General features: G+C 48.9%; 24 protein-coding genes. 14 read left to right on the top strand and 10 right to left on the bottom strand.

The genetic code is table 11. The features are described from left to right. Position 1: 1 nt before the first annotated feature. The 3 genes from ACX9GV_RS14465 to ACX9GV_RS14455 form a co-directional block, all read right to left on the bottom strand. Positions 2-724 carry an amino acid ABC transporter ATP-binding protein gene (locus ACX9GV_RS14465; protein ID WP_023490931.1) on the bottom strand — a complete coding sequence of 241 codons (723 nt, stop codon included), beginning with the start codon at positions 722-724 and terminating at the stop codon, positions 2-4. Beyond that, the gene (locus tag ACX9GV_RS14460; RefSeq protein WP_473198042.1) at positions 708-1,427 is read right to left on the bottom strand and encodes an amino acid ABC transporter permease; all 720 of its coding nucleotides are present in this window, start codon (positions 1,425-1,427) and stop codon (positions 708-710) included. The genes ACX9GV_RS14465 and ACX9GV_RS14460 overlap by 17 nt, the downstream gene beginning before the upstream one ends. A gap of 174 nt (positions 1,428-1,601) precedes the next feature. Continuing rightward, a complete protein-coding gene (locus ACX9GV_RS14455) occupies positions 1,602-2,375 on the bottom strand; it encodes a basic amino acid ABC transporter substrate-binding protein (RefSeq protein WP_473195988.1) in 774 nt (257 codons plus the stop codon). A gap of 502 nt (positions 2,376-2,877) precedes the next feature. Between ACX9GV_RS14455 and ftsB the strand changes: the two genes are divergently transcribed. From ftsB to rpoS, 8 genes are all read left to right on the top strand, one after another. Continuing rightward, positions 2,878-3,198, top strand: a complete 321-nt coding sequence (gene ftsB / locus ACX9GV_RS14450; RefSeq protein WP_023490925.1) for a cell division protein FtsB — start codon at positions 2,878-2,880, stop codon at positions 3,196-3,198. Between the two features lie 6 nt (positions 3,199-3,204). After that, on the top strand, positions 3,205-3,912 hold the full coding sequence (gene ispD, locus ACX9GV_RS14445; RefSeq protein WP_037385926.1) for a 2-C-methyl-D-erythritol 4-phosphate cytidylyltransferase: 708 nt from the start codon (positions 3,205-3,207) through the stop codon (positions 3,910-3,912). 10 nt (positions 3,913-3,922) lie between these two features. Next, entirely contained in the window at positions 3,923-4,396 is a 474-nt protein-coding gene (gene ispF / locus ACX9GV_RS14440) for a 2-C-methyl-D-erythritol 2,4-cyclodiphosphate synthase (RefSeq protein ID WP_023490922.1), read from the top strand. Positions 4,397-4,402: 6 nt separating this feature from the next. Further along, positions 4,403-5,449: a tRNA pseudouridine(13) synthase TruD gene (gene truD / locus ACX9GV_RS14435; protein WP_473195987.1), complete on the top strand. Its 1,047-nt coding sequence runs from the start codon at positions 4,403-4,405 to the stop codon at positions 5,447-5,449. Continuing rightward, positions 5,430-6,191 carry a 5'/3'-nucleotidase SurE gene (gene surE, locus ACX9GV_RS14430; RefSeq protein ID WP_473195986.1) on the top strand — a complete coding sequence of 254 codons (762 nt, stop codon included), beginning with the start codon at positions 5,430-5,432 and terminating at the stop codon, positions 6,189-6,191. The genes truD and surE overlap by 20 nt, the downstream gene beginning before the upstream one ends. Next, on the top strand, positions 6,185-6,811 hold the full coding sequence (locus tag ACX9GV_RS14425; protein WP_023491284.1) for a protein-L-isoaspartate(D-aspartate) O-methyltransferase: 627 nt from the start codon (positions 6,185-6,187) through the stop codon (positions 6,809-6,811). Before surE ends, ACX9GV_RS14425 begins: the two co-directional genes overlap by 7 nt. A gap of 455 nt (positions 6,812-7,266) precedes the next feature. Next, positions 7,267-8,244, top strand: coding sequence for a murein hydrolase activator NlpD (nlpD, locus tag ACX9GV_RS14420; protein ID WP_473195985.1), 978 nt, complete (start codon positions 7,267-7,269; stop codon positions 8,242-8,244). Between the two features lie 54 nt (positions 8,245-8,298). Beyond that, complete coding sequence (rpoS, locus tag ACX9GV_RS14415) at positions 8,299-9,294, top strand: RNA polymerase sigma factor RpoS (protein ID WP_023491770.1); 996 nt, start codon at positions 8,299-8,301, stop codon at positions 9,292-9,294. A gap of 178 nt (positions 9,295-9,472) precedes the next feature. Here the strand turns inward: rpoS and mutS are convergent, their stop codons facing one another. Continuing rightward, positions 9,473-12,034 (bottom strand): DNA mismatch repair protein MutS, encoded by a 2,562-nt coding sequence (mutS, locus tag ACX9GV_RS14410; RefSeq protein WP_473195984.1) that lies wholly within the window; start codon positions 12,032-12,034, stop codon positions 9,473-9,475. 630 nt (positions 12,035-12,664) lie between these two features. Here mutS and ACX9GV_RS14405 point away from each other — a divergent pair. Further along, on the top strand, positions 12,665-14,026 hold the full coding sequence (locus tag ACX9GV_RS14405) for a glycerophosphodiester phosphodiesterase family protein (RefSeq protein ID WP_473195983.1): 1,362 nt from the start codon (positions 12,665-12,667) through the stop codon (positions 14,024-14,026). A gap of 58 nt (positions 14,027-14,084) precedes the next feature. On the opposite strand, the gene ACX9GV_RS14400 is transcribed toward ACX9GV_RS14405, so the two are convergent. The 4 genes from ACX9GV_RS14400 to ACX9GV_RS14385 form a co-directional block, all read right to left on the bottom strand. Continuing rightward, entirely contained in the window at positions 14,085-14,477 is a 393-nt protein-coding gene (locus tag ACX9GV_RS14400) for a VOC family protein (RefSeq protein ID WP_473195982.1), read from the bottom strand. Positions 14,478-14,629: 152 nt separating this feature from the next. Continuing rightward, positions 14,630-16,084 (bottom strand): alpha/beta hydrolase, encoded by a 1,455-nt coding sequence (locus ACX9GV_RS14395; protein ID WP_473195981.1) that lies wholly within the window; start codon positions 16,082-16,084, stop codon positions 14,630-14,632. Between the two features lie 267 nt (positions 16,085-16,351). Further along, positions 16,352-16,819, bottom strand: a complete 468-nt coding sequence (locus tag ACX9GV_RS14390; RefSeq protein ID WP_473195980.1) for an outer membrane lipoprotein — start codon at positions 16,817-16,819, stop codon at positions 16,352-16,354. 434 nt (positions 16,820-17,253) lie between these two features. After that, entirely contained in the window at positions 17,254-17,724 is a 471-nt protein-coding gene (locus ACX9GV_RS14385; protein WP_473195979.1) for a periplasmic heavy metal sensor, read from the bottom strand. Positions 17,725-18,047: 323 nt separating this feature from the next. On the opposite strand from ACX9GV_RS14385, the gene ACX9GV_RS14380 reads away from it, so the two are divergent. Together ACX9GV_RS14380 and ACX9GV_RS14375 are read left to right on the top strand one after the other, a co-directional pair. After that, a complete protein-coding gene (locus ACX9GV_RS14380; RefSeq protein WP_473195978.1) occupies positions 18,048-19,817 on the top strand; it encodes an ATP-binding protein in 1,770 nt (589 codons plus the stop codon). 9 nt (positions 19,818-19,826) lie between these two features. Next, a complete protein-coding gene (locus ACX9GV_RS14375) occupies positions 19,827-21,173 on the top strand; it encodes a sigma 54-interacting transcriptional regulator (RefSeq protein ID WP_473195977.1) in 1,347 nt (448 codons plus the stop codon). 121 nt (positions 21,174-21,294) lie between these two features. Here the strand turns inward: ACX9GV_RS14375 and ACX9GV_RS14370 are convergent, their stop codons facing one another. Further along, positions 21,295-22,032 carry a carbonic anhydrase gene (locus tag ACX9GV_RS14370; RefSeq protein WP_473195976.1) on the bottom strand — a complete coding sequence of 246 codons (738 nt, stop codon included), beginning with the start codon at positions 22,030-22,032 and terminating at the stop codon, positions 21,295-21,297. Between the two features lie 392 nt (positions 22,033-22,424). Here ACX9GV_RS14370 and mltB point away from each other — a divergent pair, with 392 nt between their 5' ends. Further along, positions 22,425-23,510 (top strand): lytic murein transglycosylase B, encoded by a 1,086-nt coding sequence (mltB, locus tag ACX9GV_RS14365; protein WP_473195975.1) that lies wholly within the window; start codon positions 22,425-22,427, stop codon positions 23,508-23,510. Positions 23,511-23,554: 44 nt separating this feature from the next. On the opposite strand, the gene ACX9GV_RS14360 is transcribed toward mltB, so the two are convergent. Next, positions 23,555-24,841: an MFS transporter gene (locus ACX9GV_RS14360; RefSeq protein ID WP_473195974.1), complete on the bottom strand. Its 1,287-nt coding sequence runs from the start codon at positions 24,839-24,841 to the stop codon at positions 23,555-23,557. A gap of 310 nt (positions 24,842-25,151) precedes the next feature. Here ACX9GV_RS14360 and pncC point away from each other — a divergent pair, with 310 nt between their 5' ends. Together pncC and recA are read left to right on the top strand one after the other, a co-directional pair. Then, positions 25,152-25,646, top strand: a complete 495-nt coding sequence (gene pncC / locus ACX9GV_RS14355) for a nicotinamide-nucleotide amidase (RefSeq protein WP_473195973.1) — start codon at positions 25,152-25,154, stop codon at positions 25,644-25,646. A gap of 213 nt (positions 25,647-25,859) precedes the next feature. Further along, positions 25,860-26,930, top strand: coding sequence for a recombinase RecA (gene recA, locus ACX9GV_RS14350; RefSeq protein ID WP_473195972.1), 1,071 nt, complete (start codon positions 25,860-25,862; stop codon positions 26,928-26,930). The last annotated feature ends 21 nt before the right edge of the window (positions 26,931-26,951 follow it).

Genomic DNA, 26,951 nt, shown 5'->3' with positions numbered 1-26,951 from the left:
ATTACAAAACCTTGCTTAAAAATGCTTGAGTCCGTGCATTGGTCGGGTTGCCAAAAATATGCTGCGGTGAACCCTCTTCCTGAATAATTCCCTGGTCGATAAACAGTACACGGTCAGCAACCTCACGGGCAAAACCCATCTCATGAGTCACCACGACCATGGTCATGCCTTCATGGGCCAAAGATTTCATTACGGCTAATACCTCGCCGACTAACTCAGGATCGAGAGCGGAGGTGGGTTCATCGAACAGCATGATTTTCGGTTCCATCGCTAAGGCGCGAGCAATGGCGACACGCTGTTGTTGTCCGCCAGAGAGGCTACTGGGGTAGGCATCAATTTTATCCAGCAGACCCACCTTACGCAGCAGCACTTCAGCCCGTTCTATTGCTTGTTCACGGGACAGCTTTTTCACCTCCATTGGCGCCATAATGATATTTTCCAACACCGTCATATGAGGGAACAGATTAAAACGTTGGAATACCATGCCGACACTTTCACGCATTTTGTTCAGGTTGGTTTTATGGCTGTGAATGGCAAAACCATTCACATCGATCTCACCACCTGAGAGCGTGTCCAGTGCATTAATGCAGCGCAGAAAGGTGCTTTTACCTGAGCCTGAAGGGCCGATAATACACACCACTTCATTGGGCGCGATCTCACAGGAGATACCGCGCAGCACATGGCTTTCGCCAAATTGTTTTTGCAGGTTATGTACGCGAATCACTTTTACCGAACCTTTTTTCCATGTGTTGCACCATTAATGACAGCAGAAAGGTGATGACCCAATAAATCAGTGAAATGGTCAGGTAGGGCTCCCAGTAGGTTGCGTAGGCACCAGAAACGGTGCGTGCCGCATAAGCCAGGTCCGCCAAACCAATGGCGGAAGCCAGAGAGGAGTCCTTCACAATGGCAATCGCGTTGTTACCCAATGGGGGGAGCATACGGCGGAATGCCTGCGGCAGGATGACTTTGCGCATGGTTTTACCATAGCTCATTCCCAGGGAGCGGGAAGCCTCCATCTGACCGCGATCAATTGACTGAATACCGGCACGGAAGATTTCAGAAACATATGCGCCAGCATTGAGCGTGATTGCCACCACGCACGAGAGGAAAGCACCATACTCGGAACGTAACATACGGGCGAAGTCGGCGCTCATCAGGCCACTGTTGATCAGTAAGCCATCACGCGGGTTAATAAATAGCGGTACCAGTGCGAAGTGAACCACCATAATCTGCACAAACAGCGGTGTACCGCGAAAAGCGCTGATATAAATACGCACCGGCCATTGAACGCAATAATGCAGGACGGGTTTCCAGATACCATGTGACGCCTGAGCTAAACGGCCCAACCCCAACAGCAGACCCCAGGTGGTACCTAGCAGCACACAGATAATGGTGCATTTGATGGTCATCCAGGCACCTTCCATAAATAATGGTGCGTATTCCTGAATGATCTCCCAACGGAAATTCAAGGTGACGTCCTTTTTAAAAAAATATTCTGATTAGGGTATGTCGTGCTTGCGGGACGATACCGACTATCAATCAAGTTGCAGTGGCTTGAATGATGGCCGGTATAATTACAGCTGATAACCTAAGGTCGCTTATTCAGCAGGTAAAGTGGGTACGTTACCGTCGAACCAGGTCTGGTAAATTTTTGCATAGGAACCATCAGCGATAATTTTCTTCAACCCGCTGTTGATCTTGTTACGTAACTCATCATTGCCTTTAGCGACAGCGATACCAAAATACTGGCGCTCGAATTTGGCATCAGAGACCAGTTTGAACTCTTTTTCTGGGTGGGTTTTTATGTAGAACTTGGCAACGCCCACGTCGCCAACTGCAGCACCAATGCCGTCTTCATACAGCTCTTGCAACATCAGTGGTGTGTTATCGAAACGCTTGATAGCGGTGCTGTTCTTGCCCAAGGTATCGGAAACCACAATGTCAGCGGTGCTGGAGTTAACGACGCCAACTTTGAGTGTTTTCAGTGCCGCGATGGAGTCGACGGTAGAACCTTTTGGCACTACGATAGCCTGCTCTGCCGGGAAGTAGGGGAGGGAAAAATCCACCATTTGTTTACGTTTATCCGTGATGGTAATACCAGAAATGATCATATCGCGATCACCGGAGTTTAATGTGGCAAAGATCCCTTCCCACGGTGTATTGACCAGCTTCACCTGAAACCCTTCCACCTTGGCGATGGCTTTGATGATATCAATATCGAAGCCTTCTAACTGCTTTTTGCTGTTTTCGAATTCGAATGGGCGGTAAGTCCCCCCTGAGCCGACCACATAGGTTGGTTCAGTCGCCGCATAGGAGGAAACAGAAAAGGTCGCCGCCAGGCAAGCGCCAATCAGAACTAAACGTTTTAACATGAGTCATCCCCGATAATGAGTAGTAAAATTATCTATACCCATCGCCAATGAAACTGCAGGGGTGTTGACTACGCTCATTCGCCCTAGTCACATAGTTGACTATGCTCCCAGGGACTCACTCCCTTGTCGCCTACCTGCAAACTTCATTGAACTTGGGTATATCTGTTGCTATGCAAGTGATGGAAGAGAGCTTTGCGTCGCCAACTGACTTAGCTGAGCAAGTAGTTAGTCTTCCCTTTCTCTCTTACCTGCCTTGAAGCAATGTGGCTATAGATTGCATTTTTTATGCACTTTAGATGCATAAAAATACGCTCACCTGAATAAAAACACAACCCCTGGTGGTGGTTAAACGGAGGCCGGGTTACTTAAAATGCGCGGTGACCAGCATTACTCAACTCAAGAGTGTTGATTGCCCCCGCCTCTACGTGGGGGAAAAGCCGCTCTCGATGTGGAGTCAAACCAAAAGTTGTGCGATGATTAGTCGGTTTTTTAGGGGGCAGAGATGGGAAAACTTACGCTGCTATTGCTGGCATTACTCGGCTGGTTACAGTACTCGCTGTGGCTGGGGAAGAATGGTGTGCACGATTATGTGCGGCTCAAGGAAGACGTCACTGCTCAGCAAAGCAACAATGCTAAATTAAAAGCGCGTAATGATCAATTGTTTGCCGAGATCGCCGATTTGAATGGCGGTCAGGAAGCAATCGAGGAGCGTGCGCGTAATGAACTGGGTATGATCAAGCCTGGTGAGACTTTCTATCGTCTGATCTCAGAGCCCGCTAAGCGTAGTGCGGTATCTTCCACGCCAAATAACCCACAAAAATAACAGTAAATGAATCCTTTTTCAGACCCTTTTTCTCCGGTAATTGCCATTTTACCCGCCGCCGGGATCGGCAGCCGTATGCAAGCCGATTGCCCGAAACAGTATTTAACCATTGGTCATCAGACGATTCTTGAGCACGCCATCCAGGCTTTGTTACGCCATCGGCGAATTAGCCAGGTGATTGTGGTTATCAGCCCCGAAGACCATCAATTTCAAACATTGCCGATTGCCCAGGATCCCCGCGTACAGGTTACCTTGGGGGGCCGACTGCGTGCAGATTCGGTCATGGCTGGGTTACAATTGGCGGGTAATACGCGATGGGTGCTGGTGCATGATGCTGCTCGCCCTTGTCTGCATGCTGATGACCTGGAACGACTGTTGGCGATCACCGAACACAGCCAGGTCGGTGGCATTCTGGCTACCCCGGTACGTGATACCATGAAACGTGCCGTGGTGGGGCAACCGGCCATTGCGCATACCGTTGAACGTCAGGATTTATGGCACGCGCTGACCCCGCAGTTATTCCCACTGGAATTACTCAAACTCTGCCTGCAACGTGCACTGGATGAGGGAGTGGAGGTCACCGATGAAGCATCAGCGATGGAGCATAGTGGTTACCACCCCTTGCTGGTGGCCGGGCGTTCAGACAATATTAAAGTCACGCGACCTGAAGATTTAGCATTGGCCGCATTCTATTTGACACAGTTGAACAACTAAGGAGCGCATGATGCGTATCGGTCACGGTTTTGATGTACATAAATTTGGCGGTGAAGGGCCGTTGGTGATCGGTGGTGTTCGCATTCCTTTTACTCAGGGGCTGTTGGCTCACTCCGATGGTGATGTCGCGCTGCATGCGGTGACCGATGCCTTATTAGGTGCCGTCGCATTGGGTGATATTGGCAAGTTGTTCCCGGATACGGATCCTCAATTTAAAGGGGCCGATAGCCGCGAGTTGTTGCGAGAAGCTTGGCGGCGCGTCTGTGCCAAAGGGTATCGCCTGGGAAATCTGGATGTCACGATCATTGCTCAGGCTCCCAAGATGGCACCACATATTCCGCAGATGCGTGTCTTTCTGGCGGAAGATCTGCAATGTCATATGGATGACGTTAATGTGAAAGCGACCACCACCGAGCAACTGGGTTTTACAGGGCGTGGTGAAGGTATTGCCTGTGAGGCGGTTGTCTTGTTGGTCAAGGAATAGGTCAAGATGGATATGGCAAATCTGACTTGGCAGCACGGTCAACCACGGGCAACCGGTCTTTTAAAGGCTAATCCGGAAGACTTTGTGGTCGTGGAAGATTTAGGTTTTACACCTGATGGTGAAGGTGAGCACCTGCTGGTGAATATTCGCAAAAATGGCTGTAATACTCAGTTTGTCGCTGACTATCTGGCAAAGTTTGCCGGTATTCATGCCCGTTCAGTCAGTTATGCCGGGTTGAAGGATCGCCATGCGGTGACTGAACAGTGGTTTTGCCTGCATCTACCGGGTAAAGCTGCACCGGATTTTAGCCAGTTTATGCTTGAAGGGTGCCAGGTACTGCAGACCGCTCGCCATTTACGTAAGTTGCGCATTGGTACGCTGAAAGGGAATGATTTTACACTGGTGCTTCGCCAGATCAGTGATCGCCAGGAGGTGGAGCAGCGTCTGCAAGCCATCGCCGTCCATGGCGTCCCCAATTACTTTGGTCTCCAGCGTTTTGGCCATGGTGGCAATAACCTGGTTATGGCACGCCGTTGGGCCAACGATGAAATACGGGTTAAAGAGCGTAATAAGCGTAGTTTCTATCTTTCCGCCAGCCGGAGCGCGCTATTCAACTTAGTGACCAGCCAGCGTTTGGCTAACCAACAGCAGCGCAAAGTGCTGGCCGGGGATGCATTGCAGCTTGCCGGGCGAGGGAGTTGGTTTGTCGCCAAAGAGGAAGATCTGCCAACCTTGCAACAACGTCTGGACGCGGGTGAACTGATGGTTACCGCGCCATTACCGGGCGATGGTGAACCTGGCACTGCCGCCGAAGCCTTGGTATTTGAACAACATTGTTTAGCGCAACAGCCGGAATTATTGGCACTGTTAAGGCGTGAACGCGTTGAGCCTGCCCGGCGGGCCTTACTGCTATACCCACAGAAGTTACAGTGGAACTGGTGGGATGATGCCACCGTTGAGTTACGCTTCTGGTTACCCGCAGGGAGTTTTGCGACCAGCGTAGTCCGTGAAATGATACAGCAGGATAACAGTGATGCGGATATTGCTGAGTAATGATGATGGTGTCAGTGCGCCGGGCATCCAGGTGCTGGCGGCAGCGCTGCGTGAGTTTGCCCAAGTACAGATAGTGGCACCGGATCGTAACCGTAGTGGTTCTTCCAATGCGTTAACGTTAAGGGTGCCGTTGCGCACGCACACATTACCTAATGGTGATATTGCCGTTCAGCAGGGAACGCCGACGGATTGTGTGTATCTCGGGGTTAATGCCTTGATGCATCCAGCGCCAGATATAGTGGTTTCAGGTATTAATGCTGGGCCCAATTTAGGGGATGATGTTATCTATTCAGGCACCGTTGCAGCAGCGATGGAGGGGCGTCATTTGGGCTTGCCTGCGTTAGCGGTGTCCCTGAATGGGCATCAGCATTATGACACCGCTGCGGCTATCACTTGTCGCTTGTTACGTGCATTGTTAGGCGAACCGTTGCGCACTGGCAAAATTCTCAATATTAATGTCCCTGATTTACCTCTGGCAGAAATCAAAGGAATACGCGTAACGCGTTGTGGTAGCCGACACCCTGCCGATAAAGTGTTTTGTCAGCAGGATCCCTATGGTGAAAAATTATATTGGATCGGGCCCCCAGGTGATAAATTCGATGCTGGACCCGATACCGATTTTGCCGCAGTCGATCAAGGTTATGTGGCAATTACTCCTTTGCAGGTCGATTTGACCGCTTATAGGGCACAAGAGGTGCTGACAACATGGTTAACCAGAGCAGGGTTTCGTGAGCAATGGTGAACAAGCGCATACAAACATTGCTGAAGCAATTACGCCAGCAGGGCATCAGGGATGAACGGTTGCTCAGTGCCATCGAAAACGTCCCGCGTGAGCGTTTTGTTGACGAAGCGTTTGCACATAAAGCTTATGAGAATACCGCACTGCCGATTGGTTCCGGGCAGACTATCTCTCAGCCTTATATCGTCGCGCGTATGACTGAACTACTGAATTTACGGCCGACTTCCCGTGTACTGGAAATAGGTACCGGTTCTGGTTACCAGACCGCCGTCTTGGCACATTTGGTACAGCATGTTTATTCTGTTGAGCGAATCAAAGGATTACAGTGGCAAGCCAAGCGTCGTTTGAAACAACTCGATTTACATAATGTCTCCACGCGCCATGGTGACGGCTGGCAGGGCTGGGCCGCTCGCGGGCCATTTGATGCCATTATCGTGACCGCCGCACCACCAGAAATTCCCCAAGCGCTGGTGCAACAGTTAGATGACGGTGGGATTCTAGTGTTACCTGTGGGGCAGACACAACAGATGTTGCAGTGTATTCATCGGCGTGGTGATGGATTTACCATTGATACGGTTGAAGCAGTAAGATTTGTTCCTTTAGTGCAAGGTGAATTGGTGTAATTGAACCTATCTGTTCATTTAGACTGTTAAGTGGTTGTTGTGTCGTGCACGAAATCAATCTGCTGACCACTTGAAAGAACTTGGATAGAGAGTTTCAATAATATTAATTTTCAATAAAATGGCTTTTTTATTGTATAGCAATGCCCAGGTCGTTATATCCTGCATCACTCAAACGGTAAAGATAGTCGTGGAAGTGGGATTGGGTATTGCATTGTGAGTGTTAATTTTTAGTTCCCTGGTAGAGAAATTGTGGGTATTTAAGTTCGTCTGGGGAAATACTTGTTTAAAACTGAGAGAACGTTATATAACCAATTGCACTGGGACAGTGATGTAATGAAGCCGTGTTAGCTCGCTTAAGTAAGCAACAGGGGGACAACGTCTGCTGGTAACATGCAGGTTGAAGAGTATAACGTTTATATTGCTGTCGTGGGGGGAGCATGAGCACGGGAAGCCCAATGATTACTTTGCGCCGAGCGGCGATCTGTATGATGTTAAGTTTGGGGTTGGCGGGTTGTTCGAGTAATAATCCAAATTCAGCGCCGATTAGTAGCGTAGATGGCAGTGGCTCTGTCACATCTGCTAGTCAGGGGAGTGGATCACAAGGGCGTATTGCTTACAATCGCAGTTATAACGCCATCCCCAAAGGGAGCTACAGCGGCAGTACTTATACTGTAAAACGGGGTGATACGCTGTTCTACATTGCCTGGATCACCGGGAGTGATTATCGTGATCTGGCCGAGCGTAATAATATCCCGCAGCCCTATAATTTAGAGGTTGGCCAAACCATTCAGCTTGGTAATGGTTCTGCCAAGAGTAGTGGTGGCATGTTGGCCGCCACTGATGCAACAAGAGGCGGCGTACCGAAGCCACCTTCGAGCAGCCAGATACAAACAACAGCTGTTGATTCTCAGTCGACGAGCGCGTATTCTGACAACTCAAGTAAACAGAATGTAGGTAAAATGTTACCAGCATCAGGGGCTGTGGCGGTCGCTACCAGCAATGCTCCTGTTATCGCACCAACTGCGACAGTACCAAGCAGTACCGCCAGTAATAGTGCACCAGTAAGTACTTGGAAATGGCCGACTAACGGTAAAATTATCGATAACTTTTCCTCAGCGGAAGGGGGAAATAAAGGTATCGATATTGGTGGTACCCGGGGGCAGCCTATCTTTGCTACCGCCGATGGCCGCGTAGTTTATGCGGGCAACGCTTTACGGGGTTATGGTAATCTGATAATCATTAAGCATAATGATGATTACTTGAGTGCTTATGCTCATAACGACACAATGCTGGTCCGGGAACAACAAGAAGTGAAAGCAGGACAAAAAATAGCAACAATGGGAAGCACCGGAACCAGTTCAGTACGCTTACATTTTGAAATTCGTTACAAGGGGAAGTCCGTAAACCCGCTGCGTTATCTTCCGCAGCGATAGATTGGGCAGAATGCACCCTGTTCTGCTCGTGTTATCACGGGTAGGAGCCGCCTTATGAGCCAAAATACGCTGAAAGTTAATGAGTTACACGATGAAGTAGATTTCGATGAGAATGCCACGGAGGCTGAGTCATTTGATGAACCTGAGCTGGAGGAAGAAACCAGTGAGGATGACTTGGCAGAAGATGAACTCTTGTCTCAAGGTGTTACCCAACGCGTATTGGATGCAACGCAGCTCTATCTGGGCGAAATCGGTTACTCTCCGCTGCTGACCGCAGAAGAGGAGGTCTATTTTGCACGGCGGGCACTGCGCGGAGATGTACCCGCGCGCCGCCGCATGATAGAAAGTAACCTGAGGCTGGTCGTGAAAATTGCACGTCGTTATAGCAATCGTGGCCTGGCACTGTTGGATCTGATTGAAGAGGGGAACCTCGGTCTGATCCGTGCAGTGGAGAAGTTTGATCCAGAACGCGGTTTCCGTTTTTCCACCTATGCGACTTGGTGGATCCGTCAGACGATTGAACGGGCGATTATGAATCAAACCCGTACGATCCGTTTACCGATCCACATCGTAAAAGAGTTGAATGTTTATTTGCGTACTGCACGTGAGCTCTCTCATAAACTGGACCATGAGCCCAGTGCTGAAGAGATTGCACAGCAGCTTGACAGATCGGTTGATGATGTTAACCGTATGTTGCGCTTAAATGAACGTATCACTTCGGTCGATACGCCGCTGGGTGGTGATTCTGAAAAAGCTCTGCTGGATATCTTGGCAGATGAGAAAGAGAATGGGCCAGAAGACACCACGCAAAACGATGATATTAAACAAAGTATCGTTAAGTGGTTGTTTGAATTGAACGCTAAACAGCGTGAGGTGTTGGCTCGTCGTTTCGGTTTGTTAGGTTATGAAGCAGCAACGCTGGAAGACGTGGGGCATGAAATTGGTTTAACCCGTGAGCGTGTTCGTCAAATCCAAGTTGAGGGTTTACGGCGCTTACGTGAAATCCTGCAGATGCAGGGCTTGAGTATTGAAGCTCTGTTCCGCGAATAAATACAGTGACATCAAAATAGAAACGGTGAGTATGATGTGCTCACCGTTTTTTTTTGGCCCTTAACACACTAAGCACTAGCAAGGTCTTTGGGGCGCTAGAAAGGTGTTCGGGGCCGTGATGCTCTATACGCCATCAGTGAAAGCGCCATAGTTAAAGCGTCATAGTGAAAAGCTGGGCTCAGACCAGTTTTTTTAACTGATAGATCCATTCCAACGCCTGGCGAGGTGACAGGGTATCCGGGTCTAACTTTTCCAATGCCTCGACGGCGGGAGAGACCTCTTCATTCAGTAACGTCATTTGGGTGGCGTCTATCGTCCCAGTCGCTGTTTGGCTAGAAATCATCTCCAATTCGCGCAATTTCTGGCGAGCGCGTTTGATCACATCCCGGGGAACTCCCGCCAATGCAGCCACGGCCAAGCCGTAGCTTTTACTGGCTGCCCCCTCTTGCACACTGTGCATAAAGGCGATGGTATCGCCGTGTTCCAGAGCATCCAGGTGAACATTGACCACACCTTCCATTTTCTCTGGCAGGGTGGTTAGCTCAAAATAGTGGGTAGCAAACAGTGTCATGGCTTTGATGCGGTTAGCCAGGTTTTCAGCGCAGGCCCAAGCCAGAGAAAGACCGTCGTAAGTGGAGGTGCCCCGGCCAATTTCGTCCATTAGTACCAGGCTGTTTTCGGTCGCGTTATGCAGAATATTGGCGGTTTCAGTCATTTCCACCATAAACGTGGATCGGCCAGAGGCCAGATCATCAGCGGCCCCAACCCGGGTAAAAATGCGATCGACTGGGCCGATAATCGCTTTGGCTGCCGGTACAAAACTACCGATATGTGCCATCAGGACAATCAATGCTGTTTGGCGCATATAGGTACTTTTACCACCCATGTTCGGGCCAGTAATGATTAACATGCGGCGTTGCGGCGAGAGTGAAACCGGGTTGGCTATAAAGGGCTCACTCAAGACTTGCTCTACCACCGGGTGACGCCCCTCGGTAAGGTGAATACCCGGTTGTTCGCTAATGGTCGGGCAAGCATAGTTCATGGTTTCAGCCCGCTCTGCCAGGTTAGCCAAAACATCCAGTTCAGCTAGCGCGCCAGCGCTTTGTTGCAATGTTTCAAGATGGGGTAACAGCAGGTCAAACAGCTCTTCATAGAGCCCTTTCTCGATCGCTAGTGCTTTCCCCTTCGAAGTGAGCACTTTGTCTTCGTACTCTTTCAGCTCAGGGATGATGTAGCGCTCAGCATTTTTCAGTGTTTGGCGACGAACATAGTGGATCGGCACCAAGTGACTTTGCCCTCGACTCACCTGGATATAATAACCGTGAACGCCATTAAAGCCGACTTTCAGCGTATCCAAGCCCAGCTTCTCACGTTCACGCACCTCTAACCGATCCAAATAGTCACTGGCGCCATCTGCCAAGGCACGCCATTCATCCAACTCGGTGTTATAGCCGCTGGCGATCACACCACCATCACGTACCAACACCGGTGGCGTCTCAACAATGGCACGTTCCAGTAGCGCTTGTAATTCGTCAAACTGACCAATTTGTGACAACAGCTGCTGCACATAAGGTGTTGCCGAGTTTTCCAGCACTGCGCGAATACTGGGTAACTGTTGAAACGCATGGCGCATACGGGCCAAATCCCGCGGACGGGCGGTTCGCAATGCCAGACGAGCAAGAATACGCTCCTGATCACCCACTTGCCGTAGTGGTGGCTGCAAATCGGCATAGAGATCCTGCAGTGTGGTGATGGCTTGCTGGCGTTGGTGAAGCACGACACTATCGCGCGTTGGCATATGTAACCAACGTTTTAGCATGCGGCTACCCATTGGCGTGACGGTACGGTCAAGAATGGCCGCCAGGGTATTTTCACTGCTACCAGAAAGGCTTTGGGTGATCTCCAGATTGCGGCGGGTCGCTGCATCCATAATGATCCCATCTTGCTGGCGCTCCATGGTAATAGTACGAATATGGGGCAGTGAAGTACGCTGGGTATCTTTAACATATTGCAGCAGACAACCAGCGGCACGCAGTGCTTGGTGCGCTTGCTCCACACCAAAACCACTTAGATCGCGGGTGCCAAATTGCAGATTTAATTGTTGGCGCGCCGTTTCTAGTTCAAATTCCCACAGTGGGCGGCGGCGCAGACCATGACGTGATTCAATTAGCGCCATCTGCTCAAAGGTTTCTGGGTAGAGCAGTTCAGCAGGATTGGTGCGCTGTAATTCGGCAGCCATCGTTTCCAGGTCTTCAGGTTCGGCAATGCGGAAACGCCCAGAACTGAGATCCAGGGTGGCATAACCAAAACCGCGGCCATCTTGCCAGATAGCCGCCAGCAAGTTATCTTGCCGCTCCTGCAACAAGGCCTCGTCAGTGATGGTGCCCGGGGTAACGATGCGCACCACTTTGCGTTCAACCGGGCCTTTACTGGTGGCTGGGTCGCCAATCTGTTCACAGATTGCTACTGATTCCCCTTGCTGAACCAGCTTGGCAAGATAATTTTCTACCGCGTGGTAGGGAACACCAGCCATGGGAATGGGCTCACCTGCTGAAGCGCCTCGCTTGGTCAGTGAGATATCCAACAACTGAGAAGCGCGTTTGGCATCGTCATAAAACAGCTCGTAGAAATCCCCCATGCGGTAAAACAGCAGGATCTCTGGGTGCTGTGCTTTAAGACGCAAATACTGCTGCATCATTGGTGTATGGCCGGTGAAGTCCGTATCAAATGACTCTTTCATATTTGAGGAAACTCGCTTAATCAGTCTGTTGTGTTCTCAGCTAGGTCGGGTGAACATGGCGGCGTAGATTTGAATCAATCAGTGATATCTCATGCTAAACCGTGCTAGGGCATGTTTTATACCCAATCCGCAACCAAAGGCGAATCTTATCACTGATAATCATCGTCATTCACCCACAGGTTTACTGCTGCAATCTGTGTCTTGATTGTTCACCGCTTGAGGTTATCAGAACAATACGAGGTTATGTGCCTGATTTTGAAATTATTGCCCAACCCCGCGAGGCAACCCGCAATTTTGTCCAGGCAGATGAGATAGCCATTTTGATTCAAGCTGCTGCCAGACCCACAATTTAAATGACTTGATGATAAGTCACTTTCATAATTTTACTTTTTCGAAAAAACAACGTGATGCTCACAGAAAAATGCGCGATATATAATACTATATTGCTCGATTTCGAGCTTTTATCCCCCATTGAGTTCACGTTGGCACTTGGCGACGATGCACTCGTTGTTTGAATAACCTAATAACTAGGATAAGCGGCAAAGTCGTCACAGGGGGAACCGTTCAAATCACTCATAATCGATAAGTATTAATTTGATTCCATTTATTTGATTTTAATAGGATTAAGAAATGAAAAAACATTTAATATCCTTGTTTATCGGCGCAACGCTAGCCGGGGGAGTATACCCAGCTTTCGGTACTTCTTCACTGCCGACACTTGATGGGAAAGCACCATTGTTGGTTGGTCACCGTGGTCTACCTGGATTATTCCCAGAGGAGACGGGGCCTGCTTATGAGGCTGCGGCGAAGGCCGGGGCGGATTCATTGGAGTTAGACCTGCATATGACCAAGGATTGTGTGTTGGTCGCCCGTCATAATCCCTGGTTGAGTGATAACACCAATATTGCCGACGTTGCCAAAACGAATCCTGAAGTAGCTGCACGTAAACGAACGGTGCCTGGTGTAGCGGTGAACGTTGCTTGGCCAGCCACCGCCGAGAGTGGCCCGAGCACTTATTTGACCGACCTGACAGACCCGCAGGATCCTAAGTCGGTGCTCAAGTCGTTGATTGTGGATGGTGAGGACCATACCAATGACTGGTCAATCAGTGACTTCACGGTGGCAGAACTGAAAAAGTGGATTGGTGGTACCACCTACGATGCGCGTGATCTTCGGCCTTCGAAGGATAATGGCAAGTATCCAGTGCTGACTTTCCAGGAAGTGATCGATATTGCTAACGCACAGAGCAAAGCCACAGGGCGCCAGATATCTGTCTACCCGGAAAGTAAAAACCCCTATTGGAATAATGCTCAGGCGATCGCCAATGGCTGTGCTAAGCCGGGAAGCCACCCGTTTGAGGATGAAATAATCAAAGTGATTGAGAAGAATAAACTTAATCACCAAGATGCGGCGATCTACGTGCAAAGCTTCGACCCTGCCAGCCTGAAATATATGCGTAGTAAAGGGTTGAAGGCGAAAGTGGTGCAGCTTATTGATGGTAACGATGTGAACTATCGAACCGGCGAGATGATCTACAACACCAATGACTCATCTACTTTTGTCAGCGGACGCCCTTATAGTTGGACGCTGGCCGGTAACCCGGCTTACTTTGGTTCGATGCTCACCCCTGAAGGACTGGCGGAAATCAAAACCTACGCGGACGGTATTGGCCCGTGGAAACCTCAACTGATGGCGTTGAAAGTTTCCCCTTGGAAGGAACAAGGGAAAGAGGGTAAACCTTACAGTGGCTTATTGGCCGATGTGAATAGTGTCGAACCGACTAATGTCATCCGCGACGCTCACCAGGCGGGTCTGTTCGTTCATGTCTTTACTTTCCGCGATGAGCCGAAATACCTTGCCGGCCTTTATCATGGCGATCCTAAGCAGGAGTACCTCAAGTTCTTCCAAGCGGGTATTGATGGTGTCTTTTCTGACTTTACCAACACGGCTTATGCGGCACGTGAGGCCTACTTGAAACAGACTGGGCATTAAGCTGTTATCACCTAATTTGCTGTTGGCAGTAAAGATAAGCCTCAAGGATGAGGCTTAATTACGATTGCCAAGTTTGATGCTGAATAACAGTTCTGTAGCCATCATGGTCAACAAATGTTCGGCCATGATTATCCCAATAAGGGTTAAAAGCGGGAATGCATAAAAACCCTGCTTCAATCATGTTATCGCAAACTGTTTGCCACTCAATGTCATCGGGGATATACAAAACCAAAAGATCTTCTACGGAAGGGATGGGGGAGATCGGATGGTCAAGACAAGCGGTAAATTCCAGATGCCATGGAATATCGGCGCGTCCTAGCATATAGCCGCTGAACCCGCTGTGATTTTCAAACCCCCCTATTTTTTGCAGGTTCAATCCACGGCAATACATTTCGCAACTTTTATCCAGATTGGTGACAGGGCGGGCAATTCGCAGATGATAAAAATTCATGTTATGGCCCCAAGGTTAATTGCTAATGAAATTTTTTAGTTTGTGAGTTTTAACGCCATTCTTGGCAAAAAATTTATCCATTTGGGGATATCAAGCGGGGTCGAGTACCGGATAATGACCCGTTTGTGAACGGGTCATTATCACTGGCAGCCTTACTTCTCCGGCATGGTGCCTATGTTCTCATCAATGCGTTGGATCATATAAGGGAAGAAAGGGTTAGAGGAGAGACGCATCAGCGAATCCAGCCCGACCACCAGAACGGCACGTTCCCCTCGAGCAGCAAAAGTACCTAAGCTGATACCATATTGATTGCGCGGATCCGGGTAGCGCCCATATAGCGAATCACTTAGAGGGAAGGGGAGCGCCACGTGTGACAGTGAGAAAATATCTGGCAAATAGGTGATACCCAGCGCTTCTCTGGTTTCTGCGGTTTGCCCTGCTGCCACGGTACGGGCTTCCGTATCGGTGGTCTCTGAGGTCACGTTAGTGACAATGGTCGCCTTATAGTTGCGTGGTGGTGCAGGTAACAACCGAGGCAGTGCAGTATAGGAAGTGGTTCTGAGCAGCGGACCGAAAGCCACCGCCTGGTTCAAATCGAACAGGACCACTTCGCTACCATTGGCTGGCAGGTGGTTGTACAGTGAAGTAATTACCGCGCGGGTACTGACCGTCGAGTCCATCACGGATTGGAATGTCAGTATCGGTGGTAATTCATTCATTTTGTTATTGCGTGAATCGGTGGCGATCTGATTTTGCAATACTTGAGTCAGTTGGAAAGATTGACGTGCAGCATTCACCGGAAACGAGTTGAACTTGAATGGGTTGAACTCAGGCACAATCCCTAACCAGGCTGCTTTGGCAAAAGCGGGGAAAATGGCAGGCCAACCAGCAAATCCAGCAAAACGGGCAAAACTGGTTACACCAATCATCGGGGAGATCAGTACCACACGTTGCGGTTTTGCCAGCGTCGGATCGTCAAGGGTATCCAGGGTATATTTCATCGCCAGCGCACCACCGTTGGAAAATCCAACGATATGCAGCGGGACATCATCACCAGCAAGACGTTTAGCTTCACGGACGGCCAAACGGGTCGCGGCCAGCCAGTCCTCCCACGCGACATCAGTCAGGGCTCCAGGCACGGTGCCATGGGCCGGTAAACGAATACCCACTGCTGCATAGCCATACTGACGGTAATTATTAGCAATATGCCGCAGGCTATAAGGGGTATCGGTCAAGCCATGCAACAACACCACCACACCCTTTGGTTTGCCTTCCGGCATCATGGTGTAGGAACGGTTCCAGTTAGTGGCAAATTTTTCGGGGTAGATTGGGCTACCAGAATAGTAGCGATTCAGTGGTGTTTGTTTACTGCCGTCCAGTTTGTCAGTCACATTCAGTTTTACTTCTTTGAATAGATTGTCTTCAACCTTAAGGTAGTCAGCCCAACTGGCTTTGTCGATTTCACTGGCGCGCATTTCATGTGGAACGAAGGTGTGCCAAAGTTGCAGCGATGGCCCACGTTGGGTGTCATAAATACGCCCGGCTAGTGCCCCGATGAGTAACAGCACCATCAGCAGGACAATTCGTTTAATCCATTTGATAAACATTTAACGCTAACTCCGTTTTTTTATTGTAATGAACGAGCCGGATCACTCGCGATTATTCCGTAAGGCAGGATCACTTTGCTATCCTGAACCATCATATACCTGTCATCATTCAAGCGGCAGGGGGATTGAGTTGCTCCATGAGATTGAGCTGATGGGCCTGCGCAACGACTGCTACTGCGCGAATCGGCTGGAAATCACCTCCTTGTGATTTTTGTGGGCGATAACTTACATCAACCAGGTCAAAATTGTGGCGTATAGCTCAGACGATTAACGCGGTGATACGGTAGTGGTACTGCCATTAGTCACCAGGGCGACACGTTGGCCAACATGAAACTGCGTTGATCCTTGCGCCTGAACCACCACGATGTTGACGCCATCATCACGACGGACTTCTAGCTCGACACCCGCACTACGATTCATGGCACCTTGCACATTTGAACCTACCATGGCACCACCCACGGCTCCTGCTCCGGTTGCCAGATTGCGCCCAGAACCGCCACCCACGGTATTACCCAGGAGCCCACCCACCACAGCACCACCTATAGCTCCAGCAGTATTATTACCGTTGCCACCCTGGATAGTCACAGGACGCACTGTTACCAAAGTGCCATAAGTCACGATATGAGCCTGCCTGGCTTGTGATGCAGTAAACGTATCGCCAGAAGAGGTCTGGTTAGTGGCACACCCACTAAGAACAGCAACAGCAATAGCAATGCCAACGATTGTTTTAGTCATATAAACTCCAAACAGGTTGATTTTACCAGGGAACAATGATTGCTCCGTTAGTAGTTAGTATGGCAGCAACTTGATTTTATTCAGGTAGCATAAGAAAAAATTATATCAGGGTGTCAGTATAAAGACTCGGATTTTTCGTATGTTATCGGGCGTTTTTTTGTTGGATTGGCCGCTTTTATTGATGGAGTGTTGTTGCTTAAATAATTGATTATAAAATAAAAAATAGGAATGATGGGATGAGGTGGTTTTCGCGCCACGCAAGGATTTCGATAGGTAAAATAATTGGCGTAGCAGGCAGTAGGTTCATAGCTGCCTGCCATTAGGGTTAGCAGCCTCTGGGGGGATGATGAACCTCATCCGTAAGGTTCATTAGACCGATTGATCATTCACCCGCCAACTTAAACTCACGCTAGTTCTTGAATGATAATGGGCACTTAGCGACATCCGCGGCCACTATTCATACCCCCTCCGCCCATTCCACCCATACCTCCTCGGTGACCCATAGCAGGGAGACCGGCTTTGGCCAATTCAGTATCTAAGGCAACACGTTGCTGATACAGCTGGTCATGTAGCGCAGAAATTTCTTTGCTGACCGCTAACGTTTTCTGTTCATCAAGGGGCTTACTGGTTAAAAGCGCATTGTATTCAGCTTTCTTGGCGATCAGTTGTTGGCGCAAATTAACCGTTTTAAGCTGGAAGTCATTAAATGCTTTCTGACGGATGGTCTGTTGCTCAGGCGTCAGGTTCGCCATATAGCCGGGTTGATAACCTGCACCTTGGTTCATACCTTGTTGATTGGCCATATTTTGCCCACGGTTACCATTTTGTGCCATTGCAGCCTGACTTAACCCTGCCAACATGGCGATAGAAATGATAGCGGCCAAAGAAGCTTTTTTCAGTTTCATGATTTATTCCTTCTGTTGAGTACCAATGATTATCAAGGGATGCATTTGCATGCGTGTTACAACATGTATTGCAACACGCGTGCCATGATCAGACTGGCATAGGAATTGTATGGTTATAGCGTCGTTATTGATGGCGGTTTTGCTAGGCAAGCAGCGTTATAAAGGGAAGTTCAGTGATAGTCTGACGGCAAGAATAAACATGAGCCGCAGGGCAATCGCTCCTTGTCAGGCGATTACTTCAAAGAAAGTGGGTAATTTTTACTCGCAATATGGCTAGCATGGGTAATATTTACCCATTGAGCCCCTTAGGGGAAGAGGCGCTAATGGCAACAGAATTTAAAAATAAGTTGAAGTTATTGGCGACGCTGCCCGGCTGGATGGTGATGGGGTCACTGCTAATGTTAGTCGCGATCATCATCACATTGGCTTTTAAAGATCTACAGCGTGGGCGAGATATTGAGCTGCAGACATTGCGTGAAAAAAGTGCGGTATTGATTCGCTCTTTTGAATCTGGAGCGCGGGCCGGGATGGGGATGCGTTGGCACCAGGATCAGCGACAGACTCTGCTGGAAGAGATGGCCTATCAGCCTGGGGTGCTCTATATCGCGATGACAGATGGTAGCGGGCGTATCCTGGCACATAGTGACCCTCAACGCATTGGTAGTCAGTTGTATACCCCACAACAGCTCGCTGCACTTAACGTAACGGGTTCAGAACAGTGGCATATGACGACGTTGGTCAATTCGCAACATAATCCACAGAATGCTTTTGAGGCCTATCGTTTTTTCAAACCATTAAGGGGGAATAATGGGCGTGCGGGTCATATGATGAATGGGCGCCACCTGGCGCAGAGAGAGGTTAATGAACTTAAAGATGACCCGCAATCGATCATTTTTGTTGCTTTTGATACTGCGGCGCTGGATGCCGCTCAAGAAAGGGGGATGCGGAATACCGTTATCCTGCTGACGATTTTATTATTACTCAGTGTGGTCAGTCTACTCGCGCTGTTTTTGGCCCGGCGTTATCAACGTTCTAACCAGCAATTGCAGGCTTCAAAGGCTTTTGCCAGCGAGATTATCAGCAATTTACCAATTGGCCTGATTACTACCAATGAACAACACCAAATCCGAGTAGTGAACCCGGTGGCTGAGCGTATGCTAGGGTATGATGCCGTAGGTTTGGTTGGTCAGAAAAGCCAGCAGGCCCTGCCCATCGAGTGGAACCAGTGGGTGGAAAAAAATGCTCAAGGGCTAGCGGTTATTGAGCAGGAAATGGAGTACCGATTGCCTGACGGGCAGATGTTGCCGTTGAGTGTTAGTGTGACCAATATCCTCAGCCAGCAGGGTCATTTTTTAGGAAACGTTTTTATCTTTCGTGATTTGCGAGAAGTACGCCAACTGCAAGAGGAAATTCGCCGTAAAGAAAAACTGGCTGCAATTGGGGATTTAGCTGCCGGTGTGGCTCACGAGATCCGTAATCCACTCTCTTCGATTAAAGGCTTTGCCTGTTATTTTGCCGCCCGTTCGTTGCCGGGCAGTGAGGAGCAAGAGCTTGCCAACGTCATGGCGAAAGAAGTAGACCGTCTTAATCGGGTGATTAGCGAATTGTTGGCATTGGTACGCCCTAGCGATTTATGCCTGAAACCGACAGACATTAATGCCGTGATTGAGCATTCATTGTTATTAATTCATCAGGATGCGCAGCAAAAAAACATCACTCTACGCTACCGTTGTCATAGCCCATTACCCAGTGTGGAGATCGATCCTGATCATTTCACTCAAGCGTTGTTGAATTTATACCTCAATGCTATTCAGGCAATGGGAACTGAAGGCGTGCTTGAAGTCGGGGTTGAAACGGTGGGCGATAGGGAATTACATATTACCGTGAGTGATTCAGGGTGTGGTATACCGCCAGATGAACTGGCAAAAATCTTTAACCCCTATTTTACCACTAAAGCGACGGGCACTGGCCTAGGGTTGACGATAGTGCAAAAAGTGATTGAGGAGCACCAAGGGACGATCTCGGTGACCAGCCATCCCCAATTGGGCACCTGTTTTGAAATGATTATCCCGCTCAAACATAAAGAACAGTAGGGAAAATATATGGTAACGCCTTGCGCACAAATTCTTCTGGTAGAGGATGACCTCAGTCATTGCACGATTTTACAGGCATTGATGACGGGGTGGGGATATCGAGTCAGTGTGGCTCATCATGGTCTCGAGGCGGTCGAGAAAGTGAAAAGTCAGCCGTTTGATCTGGTATTGAGTGATGTACGCATGGCTGAAATGGATGGAATCGCACTACTCAAGGTCATCAAGGCTTATAATCCTGCGATACCCATATTGATTATGACGGCTTATTCTAATGTTGAGTCTGCGGTGGAGGCGATTAAAGCCGGTGCTTATGATTATCTCACCAAGCCGTTGGATTTCGACATGCTGCGGCTGACGCTTGAGCGAGCACTGGAACATACCTCACTGAAAACTGAGAATCTCGCGTTGAAGCAACGTTTACTGTTTGATGATCAGAATATGATCGGCCGCAGTAAACCCATGCGCCAGTTGATGGAGATGATTGCCATGATTGCCCCTTCTGAGGCGACTGTGTTAATCAGCGGTGAATCGGGTACAGGTAAAGAGTTAATCGCCAAAGTCGTGCATGCGAATAGTCTGCGTAAGGAACAGCCGTTAGTCAGTGTCAACTGTGCTGCATTGAGTGAATCTCTTTTGGAGTCAGAGCTGTTTGGTCATGAGAAAGGGGCTTTCACTGGGGCCGATAAGCGTCGCGAAGGGCGTTTTATGGTGGCTAATGGCGGCACTTTGTTTCTGGATGAGATCGGCGAGATTTCACCATTGATGCAGGTGAAATTGCTGAGAGCCATTCAGGAACGAGAGATCCAGCGGGTGGGTAGTAACCAAACATTATCGGTGGATGTGCGCTTAATTGCCGCCACTAATAGGGACCTGTTGGCTGATGTGGAAGCAGGTAAATTTCGCCAGGATCTTTACTACCGGCTGAATGTGGTGACGGTGGAACTCCCACCATTACGTCAACGAGGGGAAGATATTCCTTTGCTGGCGATGCATTTTCTGACCAAGTTTGCCGAGCGTAATCGCAAGAGGGTGAAAGGCTTTACACCGCAAGCCATGGATCTACTGGTGAAATACCCCTGGCCAGGTAATGTTCGTGAGCTTGAGAATAGCATTGAGCGGGGGGTGATCCTGCTAACAGGGGATTTTATTAGTGAAAAAGAGTTGCCGCTGAGCATTAGCCAGTGCGCGGAGGTACTGCCCATTCAGCCTGAAAAACAGCTGTTAATTCAACCACTGGAACAGTTAGAGAAAGAGGCGATTTTAGCTGCATTGGAAAAGACGGCAGGTAACAAAACTGAAGCGGCCAGGCAGTTGGGTATTACCCGCAAAACATTATTAGCCAAATTGCATAAATAAGAGAGCGGCCTGATGTGACTCAAGTTATTGGGGGGCATAAAGTCCCATCCTTGGGGCAGATATCATTCCGTGATGAATGGCGTTTGGCGGTATAATGGTACCCGCACCAATCAGGCGCCGCTTAGGCGAGAAACTCTACTCTGCCGCCATTTAAGTGGTACATACTGCCAACAATCTTTATTTTCCCTTCATCTTCCAGCTTTTTCAGTACCGGGCTGTTTTTGCGAATATCTTCGATGGTCATTTGAACGTTGGTTTTGGCGACAGCATCGACAAAGTCATAATTGCTACCGGTACGCTCTCCTTTATACTCGGTTCTATCGATAGCGGGTTTGATCTTTTGGAGCAGGGATGTCAGGTTACCCAGTTCGGCATGATCAATTGCGCCTTTAACCGCACCGCAGGCAGTATGCCCCATAACCAGTACCACTTTGGCCCCAGCAACGGCACAAGCAAACTCCATACTTCCGAGAATATCAGTATTTTGAATATTACCGGCAACCCGAGCATTAAAGGTTTCGCCGATACCCACATCTAGCAGGATCTCTGCAGGAGCACGTGAGTCAATACAACTTAAAATTACTGCAGCGGGAAATTGCCCATGCTGGCTGGCTTGCTTTTGAGCAACATAATCATGTTGCTGCATTTTTCCCTCACGAAATCTGATATTACCTTTTTTAAAGCTATCAATGATTTCATCCGGTGTCATTTTATCGCGTTCTTCTTTGGTCATCGCGGCGGAAAAGGCTACAGACGGCAGGGTAATGCCGGCAATTCCGGTGATGGCTAATGCAGAAACGGCTGCGGTACGTTTTAATAGCGTGCGGCGCGATGGTTCAGGTAACAGATGCTTACTCATAATGCCTCTCGTGTTATTTAGAGTATACGGTGATCTGATAAGCAGCAGTGATCTTGGCTGCAACAGTAACGATTTTGCCGATAAAAAAGGAGATGATTTATCCCCTAATACGAATTAATTATAGTGCGCTCACTGGGTGAGTATGGTAATTCCTCAATCATTTTAGTGGATTATGGCAATATAATATCCCGCTAAGATTATTTTTCTCACTATTTAATGTCATATTGGTGAAAAGTGAATCATTCCTTAGTTTGAATTGTGATGTAGGTTGGGTTTGTGACGTTCAATTGGCGAGCTGAGTCGCTTGGTCGAGTGCATATTCCTATTTGTCGATGTTGGACAATGTTCTAACATAGTAGGTATCCCTTTTACTTGGTTTATATGGATATCCAATGCGCTGCCTGGTCACCTTTTTACCTCTTTTTTCTTTACTGGCTGCTTGCAGCAGTCAACCTAAGCCTGTTGCAGAACCTGTTGTTCCTGCTCATAACTCGATTTCACAAAGTGGTTTTGTGCTAGCACCGCAACATGCCATACATCCATTAAGTGGTGATTTTGCTGATAATCCGGCGACGGCGCGTTTTATTGACAAAATGGTGCGCGAGCATGGTTTTGAGCGCCAGCAATTGCATGATGTTTTGGCACAGGCTCGTCAATTGGATTGGGTTGTGACTCTGATGGATAAACAAGCGCCTGTTGGTCAACCATCAACTCGTCCAAATGGTGCCTGGATCCGTTATCGCAGCAAATTTATAACGCCGGACAATATCCAAAAAGGCGTCATGTTCTGGAATCAGCATGAAGCAGCACTACAGCGTGCTGAGCAAGTTTATGGTGTATCACCGGAAATTATTGTTGGCATAATAGGAGTAGAAACCGGTTGGGGCCGGGTAATGGGTAAAACTCGCATTATTGATGCCTTGGCGACATTGTCGTTTAACTATCCGCGTCGTGCTGAATACTTTAGTGGTGAGTTAGAAACTTTCTTGCTGATGGCACGTGCAGAAGGTGATGATCCGCTTTCTTTGCAAGGCTCTTACGCGGGGGCGATGGGATATGGTCAATTTATGCCGTCATCATTTAAACGTTACGCGGTTGATTTTAATGGCGATGGTCACATAAACCTCTGGGATCCGGTGGATGCTATTGGCAGCGTAGCGAATTATTTTAAATCTCACGGTTGGACGCATGGCGCAACAGTCGCCGTTCCAGCCAGCGGCCAAGCACCGGGGCTGGACTTCGGGTTTAAGACAAAATACTCGGTTGCTACATTGGCGGCGGCTGGGTTGACGCCTCGCGGGTCATTGGAAGGAAATCAGCAAGCCAGCCTGTTGCGTCTGGATATGGGCAACCGATATGAATATTGGTACGGATTACCTAATTTTTACACTATTACTCGCTATAACCACAGTGTCCACTACGCTATGGCGGTATGGCAATTAGGGGAGGCCGTTGGCCGAGCGCGGCGTGGGCATTGAGCCCAATGAATTTTGCCTTTAATGGCCTGCTCTTTTAGCAGGCCTCACTGCTCAAGTGGGGCCTGTTTTGTCGTCGGTAGTGTTTCGTGAATGATTGGCTCATTAAAGGTTGGTTTTGATGACGGGGAAAGTGGTGCGTCGGATTGGCTGCCTGGCATCGCGCAATGGGGTACTGGCGCATCCGGCACCCTTTGATATCCTGCTTTTGGCATATTTTTGCCGCAGGCCATAATCAACATGCCGCATAAAGCGATAAAGGCGTAGAGAATATTGCCCTCCCAAAACGGGATAAGTGCCCCCACGACTAATGGCCCAATGCTGGCTCCGATGCCAAATGCCATCAGCAGGCAAGCAGCAAGCGAAACACGACGCTTTGGTTCTATTAGGTCATTGGCGAGAGCCACTGCCAATGGATAAAGCGTGAATTGCAGCATGCTGACAATAAAGCCAAGCATCAGCAGCATATGAAAATCAATTTGTGGTAGTAGTGCTAGCGGTAAGGCAGCAATAATCAATAAAAATGCGTTAATCTGCATAAGTCTGGTTCGATTATAGTGATCGGACAACCAACTTAGCGGAAGCTGGGCCACCAATCCGGCAAAAATAGCAATGGCCATAAATAGGCCGGTTTGTTGGGTACTCAGTCCCTGTTTACTGGTATAAACCGGGGCTAGCCCATAAAAGGCCCCTACAGCCATGCCGATGAACAACATCGCTGCCAGTACTCTGGGGATGGCGCTGACAAAATAGCGCAGTTCCATGGGGGCTGGTGACAGGTGGCGCGCATTAGTGCGGGTAGTCAGCGCGATGGGGACCAGACAGAGGGAAAAACACAGAGCGATCAGCAATAGCGTACTGATGTCCAGGCTGGTTTGCAGCATCAGGACGAGTTGCCCTAGTGACATGCCAAGGTAAGATGCCGCCATATAAAATCCAAATACCATACCGCGCTGATTGGACTCGGATTGGTCATTCAGCCAGCTCTCTAAAACCATGTACTGACACATCATGCATAGGCCAATAATCAGCCGCAATACGACCCATACTGGAATGTATTCCGTCAAACCATGGGCCAGTACGGCGGCGGTAATGATACCCGCACAGGAAACATAAGCTCGGATGTGACCCACTCGGGCAATCAGAAAGTGCCCCACCTTGCCGCCGATCACCAGGCCAAGATAGTTGGCTGTAACAATGGCGCCAATCAAAGTACCACTGACATTGATAGAGGCTAGTCGCAAGGATATATAGGTTGTCAGTAACCCTGCGCCCAGTAGCATTAACAACGTGGTGGTATACAGTGGAAAGAATACCCCTAATGTTTTTTTCACTCAGCCTTCCTGTTTTAGCTCAAGCGCAGCCCATTATAGAGTGGGCTGGCGGGTCTGTTTCCACATTAATTTATCCTTGGAACCCTTCAAGCTGCAGCGATGTTGGCTGAGTTATATCAGCCTGACATTTAGAACGGTAGTTTGAAATGGCATTCCTGCGAAGCATTATGCATTTCTTTAACAGAGTCACCAGCAGTGCTTGATAAATGTTACAATCAGGCACATATATCCCTGTCTTTGCAAGCGCTGCTCAACACTTTTGCAACTTGAATAACGACCGGGTTATCCCCTGATTCACCAAGGAGCGACGATGAGTGAGAACCAACTGCATAAGCTCAGTATTTCTGTTGGGCAGAGATTAAAACACCGTGGTCAGTGGATCACTTGTGCCGAGTCTTGCACGGGGGGAGGCATAGCCAAGGCGATTACTGATATTGCCGGTAGCTCAGCCTATTTTGACCGTGGTTTTGTCACTTATAGCAATACGGCCAAACACGAATTGTTAGGGGTAGAAAAAGAAACCTTAGAGGTTTATGGCGCGGTCAGTGAACAGGTGGTACGCGAGATGGCGCTGGGTGCTTTATCTGTCGCCAAGGCTGACCTGGCGCTTTCTGTCAGTGGTATTGCTGGTCCGGATGGGGGCAGTGAGCAAAAGCCGGTTGGTACGGTCTGGTTTGGTTTCGCTGAACGTGGTGGTCGGGTACTGGCGTGTAGGAAACAATTTGCTGGCGATCGTGATGCGGTCCGCTTGCAAGCAACGATTTTCTCGCTGCAAAGAGTACTTGAGGAATTTTTGCAAAATTAACCTTGATACTGTATGAGCATACAGTATAATTAGATGCATTCCCTGCTTAACCTATTCCCTGGTTGTAGTAACGTTCAGGTGGCAGTCGTAGGTAGTAAGTCGTAGGTAGTAATAGGTAGCAGTAACTGAACTAATCCCTAGCAGCTTGAATGGCGACGGGTATACATTCTGTGGCGATGTGGGTCAACCCAACATGGCAAAAAAGGAGCAAAAATGGCTATTGATGAGAACAAACAAAAGGCGTTAGCTGCGGCACTGGGCCAGATTGAGAAACAGTTCGGCAAAGGCTCCATCATGCGTTTGGGTGAAGACCGTTCTATGGACGTAGAAACGATCTCCACTGGTTCTCTGTCACTTGATATTGCATTGGGTGCTGGTGGTCTGCCGATGGGCCGTATCGTCGAGATTTATGGCCCAGAATCATCAGGTAAGACAACCTTGACCTTGCAAGTGATTGCCTCTGCTCAGCGCGAAGGGAAAACCTGTGCGTTTATTGATGCCGAGCATGCGTTGGACCCAATTTATGCCAAGAAGCTGGGTGTGGATATCGACAATTTGCTTTGTTCCCAGCCAGATACCGGTGAACAAGCCCTGGAAATATGTGATGCATTGACTCGCTCTGGTGCAGTTGATGTCATCATTGTCGACTCGGTGGCGGCCTTGACACCAAAAGCGGAAATTGAGGGTGAAATCGGTGACTCACATATGGGCTTGGCGGCACGTATGATGAGCCAGGCAATGCGTAAGTTGGCCGGTAATTTAAAGAATGCCAACACTCTGCTGATCTTTATTAACCAGATCCGTATGAAGATTGGTGTGATGTTTGGTAACCCGGAAACCACTACCGGTGGTAACGCATTAAAATTCTATGCCTCTGTCCGCCTGGATATCCGCCGTATTGGTGCGATCAAAGAAGGTGACGAGGTGGTTGGCAGTGAAACCCGGGTAAAAGTAGTGAAAAACAAGGTTGCCGCACCGTTTAAACAAGCTGAATTCCAAATCCTCTATGGTGAAGGGATCAACAGTTGTGGCGAATTGGTCGATCTGGGTGTTAAACATAAAATGATCGAAAAAGCCGGTGCCTGGTACAGTTACAACGGTGAAAAGATTGGCCAGGGTAAGGCTAATGCCTGTAACTTCCTGAAAGAAAACACTGCAATTGCTACTGAGCTGGATAAGAGATTGCGTGATTTGCTGTTGCACAACAATGGCGAGCCAGTGTTAGCTCATGCTAATACGGTAGTGGTAGACGACAATGAGGCAGAAACCAGCGAAGAGTTTTAATTCTGGCTGGTCGTTATGCTC

It is taken from the genome of Serratia sp. 25CWL12 (assembly GCF_055790885.1).
Note: the sequence above shows the minus strand (reverse complement) of the source record. Positions and strands in the feature narration are given on the sequence as shown.

Excerpts from the sequence above, each read along its gene's own strand:
- ACX9GV_RS14460 (WP_473198042.1), bottom strand. The coding sequence starts at position 1,427 with ATGGAAGGTGCCTGGATGACCATCAAATGCACCATTATCTGTGTGCTG.
- ACX9GV_RS14455 (WP_473195988.1), bottom strand. The coding sequence starts at position 2,375 with ATGTTAAAACGTTTAGTTCTGATTGGCGCTTGCCTGGCGGCGACCTTT.
- ftsB (WP_023490925.1), top strand. The coding sequence starts at position 2,878 with ATGGGAAAACTTACGCTGCTATTGCTGGCATTACTCGGCTGGTTACAG.
- ispD (WP_037385926.1), top strand. The coding sequence starts at position 3,205 with ATGAATCCTTTTTCAGACCCTTTTTCTCCGGTAATTGCCATTTTACCC.
- ispF (WP_023490922.1), top strand. The coding sequence starts at position 3,923 with ATGCGTATCGGTCACGGTTTTGATGTACATAAATTTGGCGGTGAAGGG.
- truD (WP_473195987.1), top strand. The coding sequence starts at position 4,403 with ATGGATATGGCAAATCTGACTTGGCAGCACGGTCAACCACGGGCAACC.
- surE (WP_473195986.1), top strand. The coding sequence starts at position 5,430 with ATGCGGATATTGCTGAGTAATGATGATGGTGTCAGTGCGCCGGGCATC.
- ACX9GV_RS14425 (WP_023491284.1), top strand. The coding sequence starts at position 6,185 with ATGGTGAACAAGCGCATACAAACATTGCTGAAGCAATTACGCCAGCAG.
- nlpD (WP_473195985.1), top strand. The coding sequence starts at position 7,267 with ATGATTACTTTGCGCCGAGCGGCGATCTGTATGATGTTAAGTTTGGGG.
- rpoS (WP_023491770.1), top strand. The coding sequence starts at position 8,299 with ATGAGCCAAAATACGCTGAAAGTTAATGAGTTACACGATGAAGTAGAT.
- mutS (WP_473195984.1), bottom strand. The coding sequence starts at position 12,034 with ATGAAAGAGTCATTTGATACGGACTTCACCGGCCATACACCAATGATG.
- ACX9GV_RS14405 (WP_473195983.1), top strand. The coding sequence starts at position 12,665 with ATGAAAAAACATTTAATATCCTTGTTTATCGGCGCAACGCTAGCCGGG.
- ACX9GV_RS14400 (WP_473195982.1), bottom strand. The coding sequence starts at position 14,477 with ATGAATTTTTATCATCTGCGAATTGCCCGCCCTGTCACCAATCTGGAT.
- ACX9GV_RS14395 (WP_473195981.1), bottom strand. The coding sequence starts at position 16,084 with ATGTTTATCAAATGGATTAAACGAATTGTCCTGCTGATGGTGCTGTTA.
- ACX9GV_RS14390 (WP_473195980.1), bottom strand. The coding sequence starts at position 16,819 with ATGACTAAAACAATCGTTGGCATTGCTATTGCTGTTGCTGTTCTTAGT.
- ACX9GV_RS14385 (WP_473195979.1), bottom strand. The coding sequence starts at position 17,724 with ATGAAACTGAAAAAAGCTTCTTTGGCCGCTATCATTTCTATCGCCATG.
- ACX9GV_RS14380 (WP_473195978.1), top strand. The coding sequence starts at position 18,048 with ATGGCAACAGAATTTAAAAATAAGTTGAAGTTATTGGCGACGCTGCCC.
- ACX9GV_RS14375 (WP_473195977.1), top strand. The coding sequence starts at position 19,827 with ATGGTAACGCCTTGCGCACAAATTCTTCTGGTAGAGGATGACCTCAGT.
- ACX9GV_RS14370 (WP_473195976.1), bottom strand. The coding sequence starts at position 22,032 with ATGAGTAAGCATCTGTTACCTGAACCATCGCGCCGCACGCTATTAAAA.
- mltB (WP_473195975.1), top strand. The coding sequence starts at position 22,425 with ATGCGCTGCCTGGTCACCTTTTTACCTCTTTTTTCTTTACTGGCTGCT.
- pncC (WP_473195973.1), top strand. The coding sequence starts at position 25,152 with ATGAGTGAGAACCAACTGCATAAGCTCAGTATTTCTGTTGGGCAGAGA.
- recA (WP_473195972.1), top strand. The coding sequence starts at position 25,860 with ATGGCTATTGATGAGAACAAACAAAAGGCGTTAGCTGCGGCACTGGGC.